We start from the raw sequence: 17,625 nt of genomic DNA, 5'->3' as shown, positions 1-17,625 counted from the left end.
ACCAATGAATAGAGAAGAGATTTTATCTAAGGTAACAGAAGCTTTTGTATCGGTTCTGGAACATTCTAATTTTGAACTTAGTGATGAAACAACAGCAAATGATGTTGATGGATGGGAGTCTGTAACTCATATGATGATCATTTCGGAGGTAGAGAAAAAGTTTAATATCAAATTTAAACTTATGGATCTTATGAATATGAATAACGTAGGAGATCTATTAAAAACTATTGAATCTGAATTGTAATATATAAAATATATCCCAGGTGATTTTGTTAATCAAATCAACGGTTTTTGTAATTTTGGCATTGTAAATAATCATTACACACCAAATCATCAAATTTATAACCTATTGCGGTGTACCAAGGCACATAAAAACTGTAGTACACTGTTGATTTGCAAAAACACAAAAATGGATAAAATCCTGATTATAGGTGCATCTGGGCATGCTAAGGTAATTATTGAGACCATCGAATTAGGTGGAGACTATGAAATCTATGGATTGATAGATTCATTCAAACCTAAAGGGATGAATGTATTAGGATATGAGATTTTAGGAACAGAAGAAAATATTCAGGATTTAATTGATCAGGGAATAAGTAAAGGCATTATTGCTATCGGGGATAATTGGACCAGATTGCAGATGATGAATAAAATTCACAGTTTGACACCAGATTTTGAATTTGTAACTGTTATTCATCCCTCGGCGATCATAAGTCCAAGTGTACAAATAGGGAAAGGTACTATTATTATGGCTTCGGTTACGATCAATGCAGATGCAAAGGTGGGGTCACATTGTATATTAAATACTGGAGCTAGTTTTGGACATGATAGTGTTATAGAAGATTTTGCTAGTTTGGCTCCGGGGGTAACCATAGGAGGAAATGTATTTATAGATTATTGTACTGCAATATGCTTGGGAGCAAATATTATTCAAGCTATTAATATTGGTAAGTATAGTATTGTAGGTGCAGGCTCTATAGTGGTTAATGATATTGGGGATTATAAATTGGCCTATGGCCTTCCTGCCAAAGAGAAGAGAGATATTGAGAAAGGGGAGCAGTATTTGTCAGGTACATGGAAATCGAGTAAAGGAAAAAATAAAACAGATAAATAACGTTATACAAGATAATTGTTTGAATATAATTTTAATCTGTAATATTGAATAAATGTATCATCCATACATAAAACGTTTTTTAGATTTTATATTGTCATTAATAGGAGTGACATTGTTATCACCAATCATCTTGGTATTGATAGTTGTACTAGTTTTTGTAAATAAGGGTAAGCCCTTTTTTTTACAATCGAGACCAGGAAAAAATGGGAAGTTGTTTAAAATTATAAAGTTTAAGACGATGTCCGATCTTAAGCCTGAAGATGAAGGGAATATTCATAATGTCTCCAGAATTACTAAGGCAGGATCTTTTATTAGGAAATACTCTTTGGATGAACTTTTACAGTTAATTAATGTACTTAAGGGAGACATGAGTTTAATTGGGCCAAGGCCTTTATTGATAGAGTATTTACCCTTGTACAACGAGACCCAACGGAAGCGACATGATGTAAGACCTGGTATAACAGGGTGGGCCCAGGTGAAGGGAAGGAATGCGATTAGCTGGAACCAAAAATTTGAATACGATGTTTGGTATGTAGAAAACTTAAGTTTCATTTTAGATATAAAAATATTACTCCTTACCTTCAAAAAAGTCCTCATTAAAGAAGGTGTGAACATAGATCAAAATATGACTATGCCCGCCTGGAAGGGAAATGATTAACCACAATAAAACCAACAATCAACTTAAATACGTCAGTCAAGGAAAATGAAAGAAGCTGAAAAGAACAAAAAAATTAGAATATACGGGGCCGGAGGACATTCTCAGGTCATACGGGAGGTTCTTGAGAATAACGGATATGAGGTCACCGAAACTTTTGATGATAAACCTTCTGGTAGACACTATGCTTCAAAAAATGTTACTGCTGGAGCTAGGGAAAATCTAAGTGAATTCCCTCATGAAGGACATCCAGTAATAATAGCTGTGGGCATAAATGCAGAAAGAGCTGAAATTGCAGGATTTTTAAAATCAGATTTCGAAAAAGCCATTCATCATTCTGCCATTATAGCACCTAGTGCAAAAATTGGAGAAGGAACCGTAGTATTTGCAGGAGCTATTATACAACCTAATACCGTAATAGGAAAACATGCGATTATTAATACCGCAGCAAGTATCGATCACGATAATGTTATTGGAGACTATGCTCATGTTTCTCCAAAAGCCGCTTTATGTGGTCATGTTGAGGTGGGCGAAGGATCTCATGTAGGAGTAGGAGCAGTGGTCATTCCGAAAGTGAAAATAGGGAAATGGTGTACTATTGGTGCGGGAACTGTTGTGTTAAAGGATGTGCCTGACTATTGCACAGTTGTGGGTAATCCAGGAAAAATAATTAAAAGAAGAACTCCAGATGTTAAGGGGTACAATACCTCAAATTTTTCAAATTTAACTTTTGTGGGTTCAGGTATTTCTTCTTCCTTTTCTATACTTCATTTTTTAGATCAAATTGAAGGTGTTAATTCAAAGAGAAAAATAAAAATTAGTATCATAGATAAGTATCCAGAATTTCATACGGGAATTCCTTATGGATCAAGGTCTGGTTCTTCAGTTCATTTAATTACATCGCTCAAAAATTTCCTGCCGGAGCCAGAATTAAGTAAATTCCTTCCTTGGTTGAATAACAACAAAAATTGGCTATTAGATGAATTGAAAAAAGATGGCGGAGCTTTAGCCAAAGATTGGGTTACTACACATGCAGAGAAGATAAATAATAACGATTGGGAGAATTTATTTATCCCACGTCGCTTTTTTGGATGGTATATAGATGAAAAGGTGAAAACCCGATTAGAAGAGTTTAAGATAAATGGGCTTATAGATGTAGATTATATTACTTCTAATGTTGTGGATCTTAATAAAAAACAGGATGGTTATGAGCTAATGCTAGATAACAACCAAAGTATTTCTTCTGAAAAAGTGGTGTTGTCGGTAGGTTCTCTTCCAGTTAAACATTTATGGAAACAAGGGAGTCTAATCGAAAAGCCTAATTTACTGTTTATTAATAATCCTTATGAACCTAATCTCCAGAAGGTATTACAAAATATAGGAAGCTTTGTTGCAAATAAACCTGAGCGTAAAGTAAATGTACTTATTGTTGGTGCCAATGCTAGTGGGTTAGAAATGCTTTATAAGCTAAATGATATAGCAGACTTAAAATCACATGTTAATAAGTTTGTATTTCTTTCTACACAAGGTCTATTACCAGATGCAGTTATCGATAAAGAACGTAAAAAAGAGTATACCCCCTTTAATTTACAGGCATTGGGTGATGAAAATAAAATTACCGCCAAAATGATAGCAGATGCTACCTTTAAAGATCTCGATTATGCTGATGAAATTAGCCTGGGTGCTGCTTCTACCGTAGAAACTATTTCCAGAGCATTTGGTTCGCTACTAGGTAAATTGGATGAAGGAGAGCTAAAGAAGTTTGCTTGTGAATATGGTAACGAAATAGGGCGACGACAACGATGTGCAGGATTTCATTATTCAAAAAATATAGATGTTTTAAAAGAAGAGCATCGTTTTGATCACATTGCCGGAAGATTTAGTGATCTTAAATTAGATGAGAATGGAGAATACCGATTGGTATACCTCGATACAGCTTCAAAACAAGATAAAACTTATGATGAGCCCATTCACGTTGTGATCAATTGTATAGGAAGTACAAAACTTACCAATGACGATATACCCGAGTTATTGAAAAATATGATTGATAAAGAATATTGTAAACCTAACGATTCTAAAATAGGTTTTAAAGTAAATGAAGATTTAGAAGCCACAGAGAACCTTCATATTGTAGGGCCATTACTGGCAGGGAATATTTTTGATGGTAAAGCTGTATGGCATGTAGAGCATTGCGGAAGAATTATTTGGTTGTCGCAAATGTTATCACAAAAGATGAAAGAATATTTCTATGAAGATAGCGAGTTAAGAAAAACATCCCCATAAACAACAAGAACTTTTGATTTCTAACACTAATAAACCTTGTAAAAAATTGAAACAAAACTACAGACTACTTATACAAGACCTTGATGACGACTCAGAAGCCCTGAAATATAAAGAACTCTTGCAAAAAGAGTGGGGTAATAACGTGTATTATTCTGTAGAGCATTTGCGCCATTTTGCTAATGCTCCTGATCAGCTTAAGTGTTTTTTGCTAGAGAAAGAAGAGAAACCTGCTGTGCTTATGCCAGTGGTGTTTAGAAAAATATTTATAGATGGAGTAATACAGCCTTACTTCGATGTAATTAGCCCATATGGGTATAACGGCCCCTTATTTGAAGAGGATATTTCAGAAGAAGATTTAAGAGCGTTTTGGGAATTGGTAGACAATTGGTATTCAGAAAATAACGTTGTAGCAGAGTTTATTCGTTTCAGCTTAAACGATAATCATATTGGGTATTCTGGGAATCTAATTACAACACTATCAAATGTAAAAGGAAAGCTTTTTGATAATTTTGAAGATCAGTGGACAGCCTTTGTCTCCAAAGTGAGAAATAATTTCAGAAAAGCGGTAAACTATGATCTGGAATTTAAAATTTTTCAGAATCGCGAAGTTACCAAAGAGGTTGTCAAAATATTTAATGATATTTATGTGAGTACCATGAGTAGAAATAATGCTGATAGTATTTACTTTTTTTCTAGCGAATACTTTGAAAATCTCATTTTATCAAATCCAGATAATTTCTCTATCGCAATTGCATACTACCAAGATACTCCAGTTTCTGTAGAGCTTATAATTAACTATAAAGATACTGTATTTGCGTTCCTTGGAGGTACCGAGGCAGAGTATTTTAGTTATCGGCCAAATGATTTTTTAAGGGTTAAGGTTATAGAATGGGCAATTAAAACCAAAAGGAAGCATTATGTTTTGGGAGGGGGTATGAAAGATGGTGATGGACTTTATAAAAGTAAAAAAGCATTATTCCCAAAAGATGATGATGTTATTTTTTATACCGGAAGAAAAATAGTTAATCAGGAGATATATGATCAATTGTCTTTGTCTTCTAATGAAGATTATGCTACTATCGATAAAGAGAATCTTGCCGGATATTTTTTCCCTTTTTATAGATCGTCAAAATAAAATCGTCCTTAATAATTTAAGTAGCTCATAATATAGAAATCATTAAACCTTAAAAGTGTGAGAAAAGAAAATATTGATTATTTTTTTGAAGTTTTTGAAAAAAATAATATTCCAAAATTGTTTTCAAAGATTGATTCATTTGAAGAAGAGGGAGCTGTTATAGATAATCCTGATTATGATTCTAATCTCACATCAAATCCGAATACCGTTTATTCAGTATTTTTTATTCCAGATTATTTAAGGCCTATTCTAGATGCAAATAAGCTAAATGTCAAAAAAGTTGATCAATTTTTTAGAGGGTATGCTATTCTGTTGAAGGGATTTAACTCTGCCGATGAGTATATAAAGTCTCGCTTTAGAAGTAATGCCAAAGGTATTAGAAGAAGAATAAAAAGATTAGAGTCTTGTTTCGATATTTCATATAAAACATTTTATGGTAATTTAGAAAAAGAAGTGTATGACGATTTAATGAATCGTTTGGAGAAGATGCTGGTAAAACGATTTGAACAACGTAATGATGTTAGTCAAACCCTTACACAATGGGATCGCTATAAGAAAATGTATTTTTCATTGATCAATGAAAAAAGGGCTTCTCTTTTTGTAGTTTATCATGAAAATACTCCAATTGTAATATCACTTAACCATCATTTTCAAGGGAGACTTTTTAGTGCTATTTCTTCATATGATATCGATTTTGGGAAGTTTAGCTTAGGAAGTGTAGAAATCTATAAAAAACTCGATTGGTGTATTGCTAATCAGCACCAATCTTATGAAATGGGAATGGGAGATTTGAGTTATAAAAGAGAATGGTGTAATCATATCTATAATTTCGAACACCAAATCATTTACCCTAAAAGTTCTATGGTAGGTTGGTTAAAAGGAAATTTGGAATACTTAAAGGTTAGTGCTAAAGAATTGGTTTTTAAACTAGCATATGTTAAATACAAAGAATATAAAGCTAAAAGAAAGAAAATTAATATAGATCAGGTTTCACAATATAAGGCATTAAGTATAGAAGAAACGAAAGCTGAATATAATAATCTGTCTGAGGTAGATTATAACAGTGAAGATTTTAAATTTTTGAGAAAGTATGTTTTCGACTTTTTATATTCAAGTATTGAAAACGTGGCTAATGTTAAAGTTTGTGAGTTGGCACAAGAGGCTAATTCCTATGTAATTATAGGAACCTCCAAAACGCAGAAAATAGTTCAAGAAGCTTAAGCTATTGAGCTTTCTTTTTTTGGATATATGTTACTATTTCCTTGGCAATGAGTTCTCTTCCATGATTGTTCCAATGTCTATCATAAATTAATGTAGTAGAGCGATTAGAAGCTTTAAAAGGTTCAGAAAAATCTATATAAGTAAAATTATTCTCTTTTAGATAGTTCATGAATAATGGACTTGTCTTACCTGCATCTAAAAGTAATGTGAAACGATTTTTGTCATATCCATATTTTGAGATAAGACTCTCAAAGTTTTCAAGAAATTTATTTTCTTTTTCCTTCTTTGTTTTCTCAATTTCTGCTTCACTAAGCTTTTTCGGAGTGGTTTTTGGCCGAAGCAAATTCAATGTTTTATACATCAACTTTTGTGGAGGATCTAGAATCCCAATATTTTTACAATACACCAGTAATTTACTTTTTTTAAGCATCCTATTTGTGGTAGATTCTAAAGCCAAACGTCCAGCTACTACTTGATATTCATTTCGGGTTAGATCATTGGAAAACTTTATGCCAAGAATAACGTGATCGATAAGGTCAAACTGCTCTTTGTAAGAATGGATAAGGTGTAGTTGATCTGCGAAGTCATAACCTGCATACCCGTACTCATAAACTTCTATGTTAGGCAGCATATTTTCGATTTTTTTTCCAATAGAATTATAGTAATTCTGATGAAATCCTTCTATGAATGAATCACCTACCAAGGCAATTTCTTCGTTATCCTTGGTAGGAGTAAATTCTCGATAAGAGTTAAACCCAGAATTGTTGATTCTAAACTCAGAAAAATTCTGTCTTCTGTTTCCGGTTACCGAAAATCCATTTTGATTAGGAACCCATTTTTCGACCTTGTGTTCGTCTAGGAATCGAGTAGGAGTATCTTTTCCTAAATGAAATAGACGAACTAAGCCTTCTAATCCCAAGAGAATAAGAAAAACATATAAGCCACTTTTAAGAATTAGTTTTCGCATTTTTTTAGAATTGGAAGTAGATAAACGATCGATCTATATTATCATCATAAAACAACAGCATAGCTAAAATTACTAAAGTATATGCAGCAAAACGTACATACTTTGATTTAAATTTAAATGGAGCACGTTCATCTCTGCGTATTCTAAATTCGTAACAGGTGAAAGCTACCAGAAGGATAAAATAATCGATCATACGATATCCCATTGGGTGTTGGTAGGTCTCAAAAGTAAAATTTGAGAATATTTGCTGTAGAAATGCGAAGGCATCTGTGATAGATTCAGATCTAAAAAATACTCTAGAAAAAGTAACTAAAGAAAATGTGAGTGAAATTTGTAATATTTCGGTTAAAGAAGGGAACCATCTGTTTTCTGCTACCACATTATTCATGTAAATACGATTTCTTCCCATCAGGAAAACCGGAATATATAAAATAGCATGTAAAACTCCCCAAGCTATGAAAGTCCAGTTTGCACCATGCCAAAAACCGCTTACCAGAAATATAATTATAATGTTACGTACAGATTTTAGTTTACTTACCCTGCTTCCACCCAGAGGGATATACACATAATGTCTAAACCAGGTGGATAATGACACATGCCAGCGTTGCCAATATTCGGCTACATTTCTTGAAAAGGTAGGAAACTTGAAGTTAGACATAAGTTCTATGCCAAACATTTTGGCTGTTCCGATAGCAATGTCTGAATACCCACTGAAATCCCCATAAACTTGAAAACTGAATAGAGATACCCCCAAAATAAGTGTAGATGCAGGATAAGTGCTGTAGTTAGCAAAAATATCATCCACAATAGGAGCAATCGAATCTGCAATTACAACCTTTTTGAAGAGTCCCCATAAAATTAATTTCAGTCCATCTGTACATTGGGTATAGCTATATACTCGTTTGGAAGTAATTTGAGAAAGTAAATTTGATGCTCTTTCAATAGGTCCTGCTACCAATTGTGGAAAAAAGGACACAAAAGTAGCAAAGGATATAAAGTCTTTGGTAGGAGTGAGTCTTTTGTAGTAAATATCCAATGAATAAGACATGGTTTGAAATGTATAAAAAGATATCCCCACCGGCAATATGATTTGTAAAGTCCAGGTGCTTTGCAAGTCATAGCCCATTGCAGAAAGAAAATCTACCCATGAAGTAATAAAGAAGTTGTAATATTTAAAGAATCCTAAAAGACTTATATTAAAAATAACACTCACCCATAGCCATGTTTTTCTTTTTTTGTCTGATACGCTGCTATATATAACTTGACCAACAAAGAAGTCTACGAGTGTACTGGCTAAAATCAAAAATAAAAACCTCCAGTCCCATAAACCATAAAAAACATAGCTCGCTAAGAGTAAGAATAAATTTTGAATTTTAATTTTCTTGTAAAATGGAAACCAATAGAGAATAAATACTACAGGTAGAAATAAGAAAAACTCTAAAGAATTAAATAACATTTAGTGATCTATTATAAATTATAAAATTCGGGGAGTTTAAGAATGGGTTTTAAATAAGACCCTTTCATTTTTTGAAGCGGTAAATTTTATACAATTAATTAGATAAACCAAAATTTATATTGAAAAAAAATAAAATCTATGAAATTCAGCAGTTAAGTGGGGTTGATATTTATTGTTCCAGGGAAAAACCCCCTATCAGATTTAGGTTTTAAACTATATGAAATTATAGTACTACACAGTATTATTGTGCCAACAAAAGAAATGCAATTTAGGTTTATTGTAATGCATCTTGTGTAGGATAATTTAACTCTTAAGAAAAGTATATACAGATAAACGATATTTATTGCACTGTATCTAAAAAGTACTTTTTTGTTTAGGAATATGAAGTTAGTTATTGGTATATAAAGTATTATTACTTGTAATTAATTTAGAAATATGTATCGGGGGATATATAGTTTTAAGTAAACATAAAATGTAAGTTGAACAGATAATACAATGATAAAAGTTGTTCTTGGGATATAATTACTTGTGAAAAACAATAAAACTATCCTATTTTTCTTACGGGATTAACGTATTGTAAGTAAGCTAGTAAGGTAATGATTACCGTTAAACGAGTTTTTGGGTATTCTGTCTAAAAAACAACTTTTTAAGTTGAAAATTGATCTATCTAGACTATTTTAGCGTTGGAAAATAAATTTAGAAGGAAGTTCTACCCCCCTCTTCCAGCGTTTTTTAGATTGTCATGAAAAAGTTAAGGATTAAAGAGTTTTTCTTTAATCTTAGTAGAATTATTTGTTCATTATTAATGGGAGAATATGAATGTAATTGATTCAAAAAGAATATGGCTTTCTTCACCGCATATGGGTGGATCAGAGCAAAATTACGTCAAGGAGGCTTTTGAAACTAATTGGGTTGCACCTTTGGGACCCAACGTAGATGGTTTTGAAAAAGATCTCGAAGGATATTTAGGAGGCGAATCTCACGTTGCTGCCCTTGGTTCAGGTACTGCAGCATTACACTTAGGTTTAAAGTTATTAGGAGTTTCTCAAGGAGATGAAGTTTTATGTCAGAGTATGACTTTTGCGGCTTCAGCAAATCCAATTGTATATCTTGGTGCTAAGCCAGTTTTTATAGATAGTGAGAGAGAAACATGGAATCTCTGCCCGGAGCAATTAGAAATTGCAATTAAAGATAGAATTTCAAAAGGAATAAAGCCAAAAGCAATTGTAGCTGTACACTTATATGGTATGCCTTATAATGTGGAAGCAGTACATAGTATAGCTTCAGAATATAAAATACCAGTATTAGAAGATAGTGCAGAAGCCCTTGGAAGTTCTTATCATGGGGTTAAATGTGGAACATTTGGAGATATTTCCATTTTGTCTTTTAATGGGAATAAAATTATTACTACTTCAGGAGGAGGAGCTTTGGTAACCAAAAATAAGGACGTAAAGCAAAAAACTATTTTTCTTGCTACGCAAGCTAGGGATAATGCTCCTCATTATGAACATTCTGAAATTGGATACAATTATAGAATGAGTAACATAACAGCAGGTATAGGAAGAGGACAAATGGAAGTTTTAGATACTCATGTTGGCTATAGAAGAAGAAATTTTGATTTTTACAAAAATCACCTAGAATCTTCGTCGGAAATAAAGTTTTTAGAAGAACCGACGGGAATGTTTTCTAATCGATGGCTTAGTTGCATTGAAACAACGTCATATGAGTTACGAGAAGAGATTCGTTTGTCTCTTGCAGAAGTTAATATCGAATCAAGACCTCTTTGGAAACCAATGCACCAACAACCAGTTTTTGCTGATTGCGCTGCATACTTAAATGGAGTATCAGCAGATTTATTTGACCGCGGTCTTTGTTTACCAAGTGGTTCAAATTTGGAAGAAGATGATTTAAAAAAGGTAGTATCAATAATTAAAAATGTATTGCGATGATAAAAAATTACCTCATAAACAATTCACATAAGCACGCTTCCAGATGGCTGGTGTTAGGTATCGACGTGGCAATAACCATTTTTAATTTCTTTCTGGCTTATGTAATCAGATTTGGTATTACGCTTAATTTCGATATATCTAATATGTTGTATCAAATACCAATCGTAGCTGGATTGGCCACTTTAAGCTTTCTGCTTATAGGTTCTTATAAAGGAGTGGTACGACACACAGGAATGAGAGATGCTTATAACTTATTTTTGTCTGTTACTGTACTTATTGCTCTAACTGGGTTTTTGATGGTGTCTAGTAGACTTTCTTTAATGCCAGAGCTTCTGAATATTCCAGTTTCTATTATTTGCATACATTATCTTTTAAATATTATATCTCTTACTACAAGTCGTTTAATATTTAAATATTGCTTTTACTATGTGAAATCTAAAATAGGTGAGACCTCTAGAATTTTAATCTATGGAGCTGGAGACTCAGGTTTAATTACCTTGGCTGCGATTACCAATGATTCAAGTAGATCTCTTTCTGTAGTAGGGTTTGTAGATGATAACACCCAAAAAATAGGTAAAACTATTAATGGAATTAAAGTGATTTCATCGAAATCTTTAACGCAGAGTTTTATAAATAAGAACAACATTCAGGAAATAGTAGTATCTATTCCGCATATTAGTAAGAAGAGATTATCTGAGATATCTGATGAGTTACTGAAGCTATCTGTAAAAGTTAAGATTATTCCTGCGGTTAATGACTGGATAGATGGTAAGCTTAAGGTTTCTCAAATTAAAGAAATACAGATAGAAGATTTATTGGATAGAGCTCCAATAAATATGAATAATCAGAATATAAAAGAAGAACTTAAAGGAAAAGTAATAATGATTACCGGAGCCGCAGGTTCAATCGGTAGTGAGATTGTTCGACAGGCCTCATATTATGGTTATAAGAATTTAATACTGGTAGATCAAGCAGAATCTCCTTTGTATGATTTGCAGCAGGAACTTTTGAGTAAAGGAATAACTAAGTTTACTCCAATCGTTGCAGATATTAGAGATCACCAAAGAATGGAGATGATTTTCGAAAAACATAGACCTAATATGGTTTTTCATGCGGCAGCATATAAGCATGTTCCATTAATGGAATCGAACCCATGTGAGGCTATAAAGATTAATGTTTTGGGTACTAGGAAATTAGCAGATTTGTCTTCTGAATTTGGAGTTGACAAATTTGTATTTGTGTCAACAGATAAAGCAGTTAATCCAACAAATGTGATGGGGGCAACTAAACGTGTTGCAGAGATGTATATTAAATGTCTTCATAAGACTAGTAAAACTAAGTTTATTACAACAAGATTTGGGAATGTTCTTGGGTCTAACGGTTCTGTAATTCCTTTATTTAAGAAGCAGATTCAAAAAGGAGGACCATTAACGGTAACGCATAAAGATGTTACCAGATTCTTTATGACCATCCCTGAAGCATCTCAATTGGTAATAGAAGCTGGTACCATGGGTAACGGAGGAGAGATTTTTATTTTTGATATGGGAGAGTCTGTAAAAATATTTGATCTGGCTAAAAAGATGATACGATTATCAGGTCTGCAATATCCTAATGATATCGATATAAAAATTACTGGTTTGAGACCAGGAGAGAAGTTATACGAAGAATTATTGGCAGATACAGAAAATACGCTGCCAACGTATCATAAAAAAATTATGATCAGCAAATTTGACGATAGTGATTGTGGATTGGTGAAAGACAAAATTGATGATCTTTGTATTATGAATTTATTAAATCAGGACCATCAGATAGTAGGGAAACTAAAAGAAATTGTACCGGAATACATTTCAAATAATTCTACATTCGAAAGTATTGATAAGATAAACAAAGAAACATCAAAAAAGAAACAAAGTGTTTTAGCTTAGTTTCAATTTAGAAAACTTTATTTTGGCAATACTGTAATCATGTAGATTATGTATTGCCAAATTAAATAAAGTTTTATTTTTGTGTTTCACACCAAGACCTACTTTAAAAGAAGAATAGATATGCGATGTAGATTTTTGTTATTGCCCCTTTTAATTATTTCAATTTTTTCATGTAAAGCCCCAGAGGATGTAGTTTACTTTCAAAATTCTGCAAACCTAGAAAAAATAAACTCTAAGAGTTCATTTACACCGGTATTCAAAGTAGATGATATTGTAAGTATATTCGTTTCTGCTGGCGATATGGATGCTGCCAGACCCTTTAATTTGGGTCAAGGGTCTTCAATAAGTGCTATTGGGGGAGAGAATGGAGCTGGTACAGGAGGAGGAACAGGAGCAAGCGAGCCAACTTACCTTATAGATGAGACTGGAAACATAGATTTTCCTGTATTAGGGAAACTGAAGTTAGCGGGTCTTACCAGAATTCAGGTAAAAGAAATGATAAAGGAGAAACTTAAGGTATATATTAATGACCCTATCGTAAGTGTTCGACTCAAGAATTTTAAAATAACCGTGCTTGGTGAAGTGGTAAGTCCAGGTTCATATACTGTGCCCAATGAACGTGTGACCATTATTGAGGCTTTAGGTATGGCAGGAGATATGACTATTAAGGGAAAAAGAAAAAATGTGATGGTGATTCGAGAAAATGACGGAGTTAATACATATCACAGAGTAGATCTTACTTCTAAAGAAATTTTTGAGTCCCCAGTATATTATTTGGCCCAAAATGATGTTCTTTATATAGAACCAAATGATTCTAAAGTGAGAACATCTAAGACAAATAATAATACCCTAGGTATTATCCTAAGTGTATTTGGAGTTGCGTTATCTGCTGTTTCTTTGATACTACGATAATCCCCACACGCTATGATATCTAATAATACACCTACAGACAATACGTTTGATGTTACCAGCGGATTTGGTTTTAATCTTCGTGATCAAATTGTTAAGTATCTTAAAAAATGGTACTGGTTTGCGTTAAGTGTGATTCTATTTGTCGCAGGAGCTTACTTGAAAATACGATATACAATACCGCAATACAACGTTTCTTCGGCGATTATGATCTCCCAGGAAGAAAGTATTGGAGAATCTGAACTTGCAGCGTTTAAGGATCTTGGGTTAACACAAAGTTCTCAAAATAGTGTTGAGAATGAAATTCAAATAATGAGATCAAGAACTTTGATTACAAACGTAGTTAATAATCTCAAGCTCAATGTTCGATATTTTTCTGAGGGTAGAATTTTAGAAATAGAAAACTATCCAAAATCCCTGATAGAGATCAATTTTCTGGCAGACGATACTATTGTTCATTCAAAATCCAAGGTTTTTCATGTAAAAATTAATTCTGCGACCTCTTTTTCTTTTCTAGACGAAAAAGGAAATGTGCTGAGCGATCATGCTTTCGGGAATACAGTGAGTAGTACCATTGGAGATGTAGTGATCACACCTAGCGTAGATAATATCGAAACAAATAAAGGAAAGATCATAAAGATTCAAATAAGTCCTGTAAGATTTGTAACAGAAGCATACAGGAACAGAATCGCTATTGTACCAGTTAAGAATTCGTCCATTGTGAGATTAGCGCTTAATGATCCGGTTAAAGAAAAGGCGAAGGATATCATTAATAATCTCGTCGAAGAATATAACAAGGCGACGATAGAAAACAAAAAACAAATTTCGGCAAGAACTGCGAATTTTATTAATGAGAGACTCGATTTGATTTCTGGTGATCTATCTCAGGTAGATGATGAAGCAGCGGGGTATAAATCAAAGTTTGGTTTGACCAACGATGTAGAGGCACAAACTCAAAGGGTAGCAGATATCGACTCAAGAAATGTTCAGGAAATAGCACAGCTTAATACCGAATTAAGTTTAATAGAGTCGATGCGTAGATTTGTTCTTAGTCAAGAGGGGAGATATGATCTCATACCTGCTAATCTTGGTTTTAGTGACGCAACAATAACTACTACTGTTTCAAGATATAATGCTTTAATTCTTCAACGAAAGAGATTGTTAAAAACCTCTAGTGCTCAAAACCCTGTGGTGGTAAATATTGATCAGCAAATAGACGGTTTACGTCAGGTATTGATTGGGAGTTTAAATAGTTTAAGAAGCTCTATCAATATTAGATTAAAAAGTTTAAGAACTCAAGATCAATATTTTAGTGGTAAGTTGTATAACGCTCCAATTCGACAAAAAGATTTAAGAGTAATAGAAAGAGAGCAAACCATTAAGGAGCAGCTGTATTTATACTTATTACAAAAACGTGAAGAAGCAGAAATTACTAGTCATATTACACTTTCTAATGCAAGGGTAATCGATAAGGCTACGACTTTAAGTTCTTATCCTGTATCTCCAAACAAGAAAATGATTTATGCGGGAGCTTTGTTTTTAGGATTGGCGATTCCGTTTATGATTATTTACCTATCTGATCTATTAAACGTTAAGATTAATTCAAGAGAAGATCTTGAAAAGGCACTTTCAATGCCGATTATAGGTTCTATTCCTAAAGTAAAAGGAAAGAACAAATTAGTTATTTCTCAAAATGATAGATCTGGTATAGCCGAGGCATTTAGGATTCTGAGAACCAACTTAGATTTCTTAATGGCGGGTATTAATAAATCTACTGGTAAGGTGATTTTTGTAACCTCTACCATATCGGGAGAAGGTAAAACTATGATTTCTACAAATCTTGCCAAGGCGCTATCTATTTCAGGTAAGAAAGTGGTATATCTAGGTACAGATTTACGTGACCCTAAGTTTCATAAACTGGTAGAGCTTCCTAATGGAAAGGATACACGAGGATTGACCAATTTCATTATGAACGATGAATTGAAGCCTGAAGATGTGGTGTATACTCAAAAAGATGAAGCATCTTTTGATTATGTACCCTCTGGTGCTATTCCGCCAAACCCTGCAGAACTATTGATGCAAGACAAGGTGAGAGCAATGTTTGAGTATTTAGAATCTAATTATGATTATGTTATTGTAGATACTGCACCAGTTAGTCTGGTTGCTGATACACTTTTAATTAGTAAATTCTCAGACTTAAGTATTTATATTGTTAGAGAAAACTACTCAGATAAGAGGATATTACAAGTTCCGGAGAACTTCTATAGAGAAAAGAGATTACCAAATATTGCCGTATTGTTAAATGCAGCCGGTAGTCAGGCAGGGTATAATTATGGATACGGATACGGTAAAAAGAACTAATTAAGAAAAAACAGCATTGTTTTTCATTATTGCCTGCGCTTTTTGAGCAACCTTAGGAGAGAACCCTTTTTCCAAAACATTCAATTGTTGGTAATTATGAACGTCTGAACCTGTGAAGTCTATAAGGTTGTGATTGATCAGTTTTAATGAAAAACCTCGAATAGCTTCACCGTAGTACCCAGATAAGGATAAAAGATTAAGTTGAAATAAGAAACCTGATTCTTTTAATTCTTCATACTTTTTAAGATCATTTTTATAAAAAGTATATCGCTCGGGATGCGCCAAAATAGGAATGTATCCTGCTAATTTGATTTCAAATAAAATCTCTGTAAGATTCATTGGGGCACTAAAAGTCGACATTTCAACAAGGATATAATTGTCATGTAAAGCGATAATATCTTTTTCTTTTACCCTTTGATAAAAAAGGTCGTCCATCATATATTCAGCACTTGCTTTGAATTCGAGTTCGGTAATATCAAGAGTTTTAAGTACCGGCAGTAAATCTGAATGTATTCTGGTAATAGTATCTGTAGTGTTTGGCCAAACATCCTGCAAAACATGTGGAGTAGTGATTACTTTTTTAATACCAGATTTAGAGAATTGTTCAAGAATGTAAGCAGATTGATATACCGTTTGTACACCATCATCAATACCAGGTAGTAAATGAGAGTGGATATCTACATAGCCTTTAGGAACAATTTCCTTAAAAGGAACTTCTTTTTTTGATAAAAATAGCAATACAACGGTTATTTGGGGTGAATTTTTTTACTAAACCATTTATAACTAGATAAATAATTTGATGTAAAAATAAAGATTATTATACATTAAAAAAAACTGTTTAAGGTACGATATACTCTTAAACAGTTTTTGCAATTAGTGAATATGAAAGTTTATTGTCTCGAAATATCTCCAGATCCAGACACTTTTTTATCTTCAATTTCAGGGTTTCCTTTATAGTAAATATCTCCTGACCCTGTAACTCTTGCTTTTATAGAAGATGTTGCTGTTACTTGAAGATCGCCAGATCCTGTAACCGATGCATCAACTTCTTTGGCACTTAATCTATATGCTGAAAGATCACCAGATCCGGTAACACTACATTCAAAATTATTAGAAGAACCGCTTAAAACCAGATCTCCGCTTCCTGTTACATATCCTTCGGTACTTTGAGCATCTACTATCAGTTTAACATCTCCAGAACCCGATACACCTGTTTTAAAATTGGTAGCCTTAATGGTATCGTCGCTATACACATCTCCAGAACCAGCTAACGTTACTTTACTGATGTCTTTAAAAGGAACGGTAACTATCAATTTCTTTCCTCTCGACGGTTTAAGGTAATATCCTTTTTCTACATATATCTTTAAGGCATCTCCTTCAACTTCTGTTACAATATGATCAAGTAGATTACTTTCTCCTTCAAGCGATAACTTGCCTTCGGTTCCAGATATTAAAGAAACGTCTAAGCTTCCTTTTACCTTAATCTCATCATAATCTGACACGTTTCTCTCTTTTGTGGTCATGTTACCATTCCCATTCACTTTTTTTCCATTTCCCCACCATTGTGCTTGTAGTGAAGTAATACTGCACAATGCAATGCTTAAAATTATTGTTGCTGTTCTCATTTGATTGAATTTATAAAGATTAGTG

General features: G+C 33.3%; 14 protein-coding genes. 10 read left to right on the top strand and 4 right to left on the bottom strand.

The genetic code is table 11. The features are described 5' to 3' along the window. Positions 1-4 precede the first annotated feature (4 nt). From M0D21_RS03230 to M0D21_RS03205, 6 genes are all read left to right on the top strand, one after another. Positions 5-244 carry an acyl carrier protein gene (locus M0D21_RS03230; RefSeq protein WP_248326866.1) on the top strand — a complete coding sequence of 80 codons (240 nt, stop codon included), beginning with the start codon at positions 5-7 and terminating at the stop codon, positions 242-244. Positions 245-409: 165 nt separating this feature from the next. Further along, positions 410-1,114 carry an acetyltransferase gene (locus M0D21_RS03225; protein ID WP_248326864.1) on the top strand — a complete coding sequence of 235 codons (705 nt, stop codon included), beginning with the start codon at positions 410-412 and terminating at the stop codon, positions 1,112-1,114. Between the two features lie 52 nt (positions 1,115-1,166). Next, on the top strand, positions 1,167-1,772 hold the full coding sequence (locus M0D21_RS03220; protein WP_248326862.1) for a sugar transferase: 606 nt from the start codon (positions 1,167-1,169) through the stop codon (positions 1,770-1,772). A 45-nt stretch (positions 1,773-1,817) separates the two neighbouring features. Further along, positions 1,818-4,052 carry a NeuD/PglB/VioB family sugar acetyltransferase gene (locus tag M0D21_RS03215; RefSeq protein WP_248326860.1) on the top strand — a complete coding sequence of 745 codons (2,235 nt, stop codon included), beginning with the start codon at positions 1,818-1,820 and terminating at the stop codon, positions 4,050-4,052. 46 nt (positions 4,053-4,098) lie between these two features. Continuing rightward, complete coding sequence (locus tag M0D21_RS03210; RefSeq protein WP_248326858.1) at positions 4,099-5,187, top strand: GNAT family N-acetyltransferase; 1,089 nt, start codon at positions 4,099-4,101, stop codon at positions 5,185-5,187. 57 nt (positions 5,188-5,244) lie between these two features. Further along, positions 5,245-6,408: a GNAT family N-acetyltransferase gene (locus M0D21_RS03205; RefSeq protein WP_248326856.1), complete on the top strand. Its 1,164-nt coding sequence runs from the start codon at positions 5,245-5,247 to the stop codon at positions 6,406-6,408. A 1-nt stretch (position 6,409) separates the two neighbouring features. Here the strand turns inward: M0D21_RS03205 and M0D21_RS03200 are convergent, their stop codons facing one another. Beyond that, positions 6,410-7,375 (bottom strand): hypothetical protein, encoded by a 966-nt coding sequence (locus tag M0D21_RS03200; RefSeq protein ID WP_248326854.1) that lies wholly within the window; start codon positions 7,373-7,375, stop codon positions 6,410-6,412. A 4-nt stretch (positions 7,376-7,379) separates the two neighbouring features. Then, a complete protein-coding gene (locus M0D21_RS03195; RefSeq protein ID WP_248326852.1) occupies positions 7,380-8,831 on the bottom strand; it encodes an MBOAT family O-acyltransferase in 1,452 nt (483 codons plus the stop codon). A gap of 815 nt (positions 8,832-9,646) precedes the next feature. Here M0D21_RS03195 and M0D21_RS03190 point away from each other — a divergent pair. The 4 genes from M0D21_RS03190 (at position 9,647) to M0D21_RS03175 (ending at position 15,975) form a co-directional block, all read left to right on the top strand. Next, positions 9,647-10,780 (top strand): DegT/DnrJ/EryC1/StrS family aminotransferase, encoded by a 1,134-nt coding sequence (locus tag M0D21_RS03190; protein ID WP_248326850.1) that lies wholly within the window; start codon positions 9,647-9,649, stop codon positions 10,778-10,780. Beyond that, a complete protein-coding gene (locus M0D21_RS03185) occupies positions 10,777-12,705 on the top strand; it encodes a polysaccharide biosynthesis protein (RefSeq protein WP_248326848.1) in 1,929 nt (642 codons plus the stop codon). The genes M0D21_RS03190 and M0D21_RS03185 overlap by 4 nt, the downstream gene beginning before the upstream one ends. Before the next feature lie 120 nt (positions 12,706-12,825). Continuing rightward, positions 12,826-13,617: a polysaccharide biosynthesis/export family protein gene (locus M0D21_RS03180; protein WP_248326847.1), complete on the top strand. Its 792-nt coding sequence runs from the start codon at positions 12,826-12,828 to the stop codon at positions 13,615-13,617. 12 nt (positions 13,618-13,629) lie between these two features. Further along, positions 13,630-15,975: a GumC family protein gene (locus tag M0D21_RS03175; RefSeq protein WP_248326845.1), complete on the top strand. Its 2,346-nt coding sequence runs from the start codon at positions 13,630-13,632 to the stop codon at positions 15,973-15,975. Here the strand turns inward: M0D21_RS03175 and M0D21_RS03170 are convergent, their stop codons facing one another. Both M0D21_RS03170 and M0D21_RS03165 read right to left on the bottom strand, forming a co-directional pair. Beyond that, the gene (locus M0D21_RS03170; RefSeq protein ID WP_248326844.1) at positions 15,976-16,713 is read right to left on the bottom strand and encodes a tyrosine-protein phosphatase; all 738 of its coding nucleotides are present in this window, start codon (positions 16,711-16,713) and stop codon (positions 15,976-15,978) included. It lies immediately after the preceding gene. A 152-nt stretch (positions 16,714-16,865) separates the two neighbouring features. Continuing rightward, positions 16,866-17,600: a head GIN domain-containing protein gene (locus M0D21_RS03165; RefSeq protein WP_248326842.1), complete on the bottom strand. Its 735-nt coding sequence runs from the start codon at positions 17,598-17,600 to the stop codon at positions 16,866-16,868. Positions 17,601-17,625 lie beyond the last annotated feature (25 nt).

The organism is Aquimarina acroporae (assembly GCF_023195925.1).
GTDB classification, from domain to species: Bacteria; Bacteroidota; Bacteroidia; order Flavobacteriales; family Flavobacteriaceae; genus Aquimarina; species Aquimarina acroporae.
Note: the sequence above shows the minus strand (reverse complement) of the source record. Positions and strands in the feature narration are given on the sequence as shown.